Below are 6,257 nucleotides of genomic sequence, written 5' to 3'. Positions count from 1 at the left end.
GGCATCTTGCCTTCGAAGACGACGTTGGCGGAGACCGTCGAGCCCTTGGGGTTGGCCGATTCTTCGATGGAGCCGATGGTGAGCTTCAGCGGGCCGACGGCCTTGCCGAACTTTTCCCAGGTGCCGCGGATGGCGTCGGTGGTGGCGTAGGTGCCGTCCAGCGGGCCGCCGACCCAGTTCAGCTGGGCCTGGTCGGCGTAGGCGCGCATCACGATCTGGGTGTCGCCCGAAGCGATGGCCTGGAAGTGCGTGCGGGCGTCGTCGGAAGGGGCGGCGAAGGCGCTGCCAGCGGCAAGCGTCAGGGCGGTGGCGGCAAAGGCGAATGTCTTGAACATGGAGGGCTCCGTTGAAGGCTTGATGTGAAGTGAGGGGTGGTCGGTGGTGGATGAAGGGTCCATGAGGTCCCGACACAAGGGCAGACGGCGCCGGCAGGCGGTCTATTCCGGTCCACGCAAAAACTTTTTCTGTCACGCCATCGGCAGTTGACCCGCCCGACACGCTCCACCAATTGCTCCGATGAAGCGAACCCTGACCTTCCTGCTGCTGGCCAGCTTGTTCACCGCCGCGACCGGTGCGCTGGCGCAAGGCATCACCGACCCCATTGGCGACCTACTGCCCACGTACATCGGTCCGCAGAACGGCGACGTGGATGTGGCGAGCGCGTTCGCCGGCTACGACCCGGCCAGCGACACCTTCAGCTTCTCGGGCACCTTTGCCGACGCCCTCGGCACCACGGCGGGCGCCTTCTACTTGCGGGGCCTGGACCGCGGTGTCGGCACCGAAGGTTTCGTGAGCGGCAGCCCATCGGGCGGCCAGCGCATGAAGTTCGACGCCGCCGTGTTCCTGCGGCCCGACGGCATGGCTCGCGTGATCACCTTCGTGGGGTCGGTGGGCACGGGCGTCGAACTGGGGGCTGGTACCGGCACTATCGCCGGCGGCTGCGCGCCTCAGGGCGCCAGCCGCTGACCGTCTTGCGCAAACACCACCCCGCCGGCGTAGTGCGCGGCAATCGACGCCTTGACGGCATCACGCTGCGCGTCGAGCGCAGGTGACAGGTGGCTCAGCAGCAGCTGGCCGGCGCGCACCGCATCGGCCACTTCGCCGATGGCCTTGGGTGGCGTGTGCAAGGTGTACAGCACGTCGGGCGAGCCGGGTGGGTCGAGCACCACGCTGTTGAAGACCAGCAGGCTGGTGCCTTGGGCGATTCGCCGCAGACCCGCCAGCCCGCTGGCGTCGATGTCGCCGCTGAAGGTGATGCTCTTGCCGGCGTGGTCGATGCGGTAGACCACTGCCGGTGCGTCGCGGTGGTGGCCGGCCACGGCGCTGATGCGCAGGCCGCCCTCATCGAACACCGTGCGCACTTCGGGCAGGGCTGACGCCGTGGCGGGTGCGTCGATGTCGTTCACTTGAAAGCGCAGCGGCGCCGAGAAGTCCTTCAGGTAGCCGAAGGCGCCCTGCTTGCCGAACAAGAGGTCAATGAAGCGGCTGGTGGCCGGGAAGTCGGCATCGTCGGCATCGAGCGCACGCCGCCCTGCCGGCCCGAAGATCTTGAAATCGACCGGCCCGCGGTTGGACACCGCACGGGCCTTGAAGAGGCCTGGCAGTCCACCGGCATGGTCCACATGAAGGTGCGTCAGCAGCACGATGTCGGCCCGACCCAGCGCCAGCTTGGCTTCACCCAGGCGCACGAAAGATCCCGGGCCGGCGTCGACGAAGACACGCGCCACGCCATCCACCAACACGGCATAGGCCGAACCCGCACGGCCGGTGGCACCCGGGCCGCCCGAGCCCAGCACCACCAGTTCCAGCGCCGGCGGGGCGGCCGTCTGGGCCTGGGCGGCGAATGCGGCGGGCAGCGTGCAAAAGGCCAGACAGATCGAAGCCAGTTGGCGCCGGCCAGGGTTGGCAAGAGTTTTCATTCGATCCTTTGTGCGGGCGGGAGGACAACAGGGCGAACCGGAAGCGGCAAGCCCCGGGCTCGGTCGTGCGGTGCGCCGGTTCTCTGACAGTTCCCGGTTTTCAGTACGCCGCCACCGCCTGCGGTGCGGCCACCGTGGCGACGATGCGCTGCCCGGCACGCTCGACCTTGGAGATGCTCAGGTCCTCGTTCAGCACGTAGGCGGTCTTGCCGTCGCGCGTGAACACGATGGCCTGGCGCGGCTGCTTGAAGCCGGCGATGGTGGCGACCACCTTCAACGTGGCCACGTCGATCACCGACACCGTGTTGTCGGCCAAGTTGCCCGAGTAGACGAAGCGGCCGTCGGGCGTGAGCGCGGCGCCGTAGGGGTCGCGGCCCACCGGCACGGTGCCGGTGACGCGGCGCGCGGCGATGTCCACCACCGCGATGTCGTTGCTGCCGCTGTTGGCCGCAAACAGGGTCTTGCCGTCGGCGGTGACGGAGATGGCGCGGATCTTGTTGAAGCCGGTGATCTCGCCCTCGATCTTGTCGGTCTGCGTGTCGACGATGGTCACCTTGTCGCCCAGGAAGTTGGTGACGTAGAGCTTCGCGCCGTCCGGGCTCAGGCGCACGCCCTGGCGCGGCTGCGCAAAGCCGGTGATCACCGCCTTGGCCTGCCCGCTGGCGGTGTCCAGTCGCGTCACGGTGCTGCTGGCCTGGTTGTTGACGTACAGCGCGCTGCCGTCCTTGCTGAGCGCGGTGCCGAAGGCGCCGGGGCCGGCCGCCAGCGTCGACGCGGTGGCCAGCGGCTTGAGCGTGGTGGTGTCCAGGCGCGTCACCGTGCCCAGGCTGCTGTCGGAGACATAGAAGCTCTTGCCGTCGGGCGCGAACACGATGTTGCGCGGCGTGACGTAGCCGCGCAGCACACCGCGCACGGCACCGGTGGCCAGGTCGTAGACGATGACGTCCGGGCGCTCGCTGTAAGACACCACGGCGGTGGCCTCGTCGGGGCTCAGCGCCAGCGAGTTGTTGCGGATCTGGCCGTCGAAGGTGACGCGGGCCGGGGTGGCTTCGGCGGCGTTGGCGGCGTTGGCGGGCACGCTGGCGGCGACGAGGACGAAGGTGCTGCACAAGGCCAGCGCGGTGGTGCGGAAGAAGGTATTCATGGGATGTCTTTCGGAGAGTGTTGAGAAAAGAGGGAAAGGCTTGCTGTGGTGGACGAGGAGAGCCCGTGGTTTATTCCGTCGGGCCGTGAATTCGAGGCTTCAGCCGAGCAGGGCCGGTACCCAGCGGTTGATCAAGGCACCGCCGACGATGAGCCAGCCGAACACGATCAGCGCCAGCAACAGCGGCTTGGCACCGGCCTTGCGGATGGCACCGATGTGCGTGGACAGGCCGAGTGCGGCCATGGCCATGGCCAGCAGCGCGGTGTCGATCTCGGTGGTCACCGCCACCACCGAGGCCGGCAGCCACTGCAGCGAGTTGAACAACACCACCGCGACGAAGCCGAAGGCGAACCAGGGCACGGCGAGCTTGCCTGGGGCCTGGCCCGTGGCGGCGGAAGTGTGGGCGTGGCGTTTGTCGTCACGTGCCAGCCAGGCCGACAACATCACCAGGAACGGCGCCAGCATCATCACCCGCACCATCTTCGCGATGACGGCCGAGTTGGCCGCGTCCGGGCCCACCGAACGCGCCGCGGCCACCACCTGGGCCACCTCGTGGATGGTCGAGCCGGCATAGATGCCGAAGCCGTTGGCGCCACCCGGAATCAGCGCCCAGTGCTGGTTCAGCTCGAACAGCGCCGGGTACAGAAAGATCGCCAGCGTGCCGAACACCACCACCGTGGCCACCGCCACCGTTACCTGCTCGGCGCGCGCCTTGACCACCGGTTCGGCAGCCATCACCGCGGCGGCGCCGCAGATGGAGCTGCCGGCGCCGATCAGCATCGCCGTCTTGCGGTCCAGGCCCAACCAGCGCGTGCCGATGAAGCAGGCCAGCGCGAAGGTCGAGCCCAGCACCAGCGCGTCGATGGCGACGCCGGCGATGCCGACGTGGCCGATGTCCTGCACCGTCAGCCGCAGGCCGTACAGCACGACCCCCAGGCGCAGCAGGTTCTGCTTGGACACGTTGACGCCGGCACCGCTGGCCGCGGCCAAGCGCGGCACCAGCGGATAGACCGTGTTGCCCACCAGCATGCCCAACACGATGGCCAGCGTCAGCGCACTGAAGCCGTGGTCCTGCAGCCAGCCGATGCGGCCTAGCGCCATGCCCGCACCGGCCAAAGCGCCGCTCAACACGAGGCCAGGCATCAGTGCCGCGAACTGCAAGCGCAACTGGGCTGCGCGGCGGCGGGCTACCGGGCCAGGGCTGGCTTGTGAGGTCGACAGCGCGTGCATCACGCCAGCACCCAGATCAAGGCGATGCCGGCGCACAGCAGCACGGCCGCCAGCGGCACTGCGACCGGCATCCAGCGCAGCACCTGCGGGTCGATGCTGCTGTCGGCGGCCAAGGTGGTCGAGACGGCATGGGCCACGTCGCGGGTCGGCCCCATGAAGCCCGCCACTGGCCGCCGGGCAGCAACCCATTGAAGGGCATGCAGCGCCTGTGGGGCCAGCGGGCCGGGTGCTGCGGGGCGTGGGGTTGTTCGTTCAAGGGTCAGCATGTCGGGCTCCAGATGCCGGTGGTGGCGCGGCAGGCCGCCGCCCCGTGATCGAGCGGCCAGGCAAATTTAGAGCTTGGCAATCAACCCGTCCAACGGGTTGTATGACTAAGATGTACCTGCGAAATCGATAACAAAGGCAATCACCGTGGACGTGCTTCGACTCACCCTGCGTCAGCTGCAGATTTTTGTCGCCGTGGCGCGCAGCGGCAGCACCACGGCGGCCAGCGCTGAGATAGCGCTGTCGCAATCGGCCACCAGTTCGGCCGTCAACGAGCTGGAACGCCTGCTGTCGCTGCGCCTGTTCGACCGCGCCGGCAAACGCCTGCTGTTGAACGACAACGGCCGCGCGCTGTTGCCGCGGGCTTTGGCTTTGCTCGACGGCGCCGCAGGCATCGAGCAGATGTCGCGCGACGGCAGCGCGCAGGCGCAGTCGCTGCGCATCGGCGCCAGCACGACGATTGGCAACTACGTGTTGCCCAAGCTGCTCGCTGGCTTCATGGGGGCACAGCAGCCCGGCAGCGCCGCCGCCTGGCGGTCGAAGGTCGTTATCGGGAACACCGCCGCCATCTGCGATGCCGTGACCGCTTTCGAACTCGACGTGGGGCTGATCGAGGGGCCCAGCCACCAGCCGGAGCTGGTGGTCACCCCCTGGCTGCAAGACGAGATGGTGGTCGTGGCTGCGCCCGACAGTGCGCTGGCCCAGTCAAGCCGGGCGGGCGATCGCATTCCCCTGCGCACGCTGCGTGAGGCGGTCTGGCTGGTTCGCGAAACGGGCTCTGGCACGCGCGAGGCCACCGACCAGAGCTTGCTGCCCCACCTGCGTTCTTACCGGCGCAGCATCGAGCTAGGCAGTTCGGAGGCCATCCAGCGTGCCGCTCAGGAAGGGTTGGGGGTGGCTTGCCTGTCCGCCTGGGTAGTGAACGATGCGCTGGAAGCTGGACGTCTGTGCCGCGTCTCCACGACATTGCCGCGGCAGCTTCGGCAATGTCATCTGGTTGTGCATCGTGAGAAGCAGTCGACGCCCGCGTTGCTGGCGTTCATCGCCCAGGCAGATGCGACCGCTGGGGCTGCCCGCTAACGTCCCGGCCCCGCTTCGCATGTCGAAGGTTCAGCCCTCGGCGACACGCGATTACCCTTCAGCTAGGCGCCGACGCCCGCTCCGCCCACCTGCCCATTGATCGGAGCTTTGATGCAATGAGCTGGTCTGGGTAATCGACGTCCGCTTCCGGACGCACCACCCAACGGCTGCTGGCCGTCCACAGACGCACAGCCCTCGCGGTTGAACGGCACCTGTGCGCACATCGCGCACGTTCGCCTCGTAGAGTCGATATCGCGCCCAATGCGGTACGCGGTACGTGCCGACGTTTGCGGTGTGTCGACCGAACGACCCTTCCATTCGATCAGGAACCCCGCGCCGCGATCGTGATCCGCTCGCTCTACATCCTGGCTTCTTCAGCGACGAGTGCAACGTCCCGAAGCGCATCGACCTGCATGGCGTCGAGGTCGATGATTGCATCGGCCATCGTTGCGAGGTGCGGGGTCTGGGTGATGAAGAACTCCTGCCGGTAGCCGCCGAGCTGAAGGACTTCGCGCTTCATGGCCATGAACATGCGCTTGTGTTCTGGGTCCAACGGCCCATCGGCCTCGTCGGAGAACAGCGTGTCGAATCGCCGTCCGGTGTTCTGGGCCAAGTACAGG

Annotated in this window: 8 protein-coding genes; 2 read left to right on the top strand and 6 right to left on the bottom strand. The window is 67.8% G+C overall.

Annotation, left to right across the window (positions count from 1 at the left end):
• The coding region (locus ABNT58_RS16005) for a nuclear transport factor 2 family protein (RefSeq protein ID WP_348754449.1) at positions 1-335 on the bottom strand (335 nt) is incomplete at its 3' end.
• Positions 336-516: 181 nt separating this feature from the next.
• On the opposite strand from ABNT58_RS16005, the gene ABNT58_RS16000 reads away from it, so the two are divergent.
• On the top strand, positions 517-966 hold the full coding sequence (locus tag ABNT58_RS16000; RefSeq protein ID WP_133611095.1) for a hypothetical protein: 450 nt from the start codon (positions 517-519) through the stop codon (positions 964-966).
• On the opposite strand, the gene ABNT58_RS15995 is transcribed toward ABNT58_RS16000, so the two are convergent.
• The 4 genes from ABNT58_RS15995 to ABNT58_RS15980 all read right to left on the bottom strand — a co-directional run bounded on the left by ABNT58_RS15995 (position 948) and on the right by ABNT58_RS15980 (position 4,559).
• Positions 948-1,919, bottom strand: a complete 972-nt coding sequence (locus ABNT58_RS15995; protein WP_348754448.1) for an MBL fold metallo-hydrolase — start codon at positions 1,917-1,919, stop codon at positions 948-950. The two genes, ABNT58_RS16000 and ABNT58_RS15995, sit on opposite strands and share 19 nt — an antisense overlap.
• Positions 1,920-2,019: 100 nt before the next feature.
• Complete coding sequence (locus ABNT58_RS15990) at positions 2,020-3,063, bottom strand: beta-propeller fold lactonase family protein (protein WP_348754447.1); 1,044 nt, start codon at positions 3,061-3,063, stop codon at positions 2,020-2,022.
• Positions 3,064-3,162: 99 nt separating this feature from the next.
• Entirely contained in the window at positions 3,163-4,206 is a 1,044-nt protein-coding gene (locus ABNT58_RS15985; protein ID WP_348754446.1) for a YeiH family protein, read from the bottom strand.
• An 86-nt stretch (positions 4,207-4,292) separates the two neighbouring features.
• Positions 4,293-4,559 carry a hypothetical protein gene (locus ABNT58_RS15980; protein ID WP_133611280.1) on the bottom strand — a complete coding sequence of 89 codons (267 nt, stop codon included), beginning with the start codon at positions 4,557-4,559 and terminating at the stop codon, positions 4,293-4,295.
• 145 nt (positions 4,560-4,704) lie between these two features.
• On the opposite strand from ABNT58_RS15980, the gene ABNT58_RS15975 reads away from it, so the two are divergent.
• Entirely contained in the window at positions 4,705-5,637 is a 933-nt protein-coding gene (locus ABNT58_RS15975; protein ID WP_290766717.1) for a LysR family transcriptional regulator, read from the top strand.
• Positions 5,638-5,995: 358 nt separating this feature from the next.
• Here the strand turns inward: ABNT58_RS15975 and ABNT58_RS15970 are convergent.
• Positions 5,996-6,257, bottom strand: a 262-nt coding sequence (locus tag ABNT58_RS15970) for a hypothetical protein (protein ID WP_348754445.1), incomplete at its 5' end; no start/stop codon positions are given.

This window comes from uncultured Aquincola sp. (assembly GCF_964001545.1).
Lineage (GTDB): Bacteria > Pseudomonadota > Gammaproteobacteria > Burkholderiales > Burkholderiaceae_C > Aquincola.
This window is presented reverse-complemented; position numbering and strand designations above follow the sequence as displayed.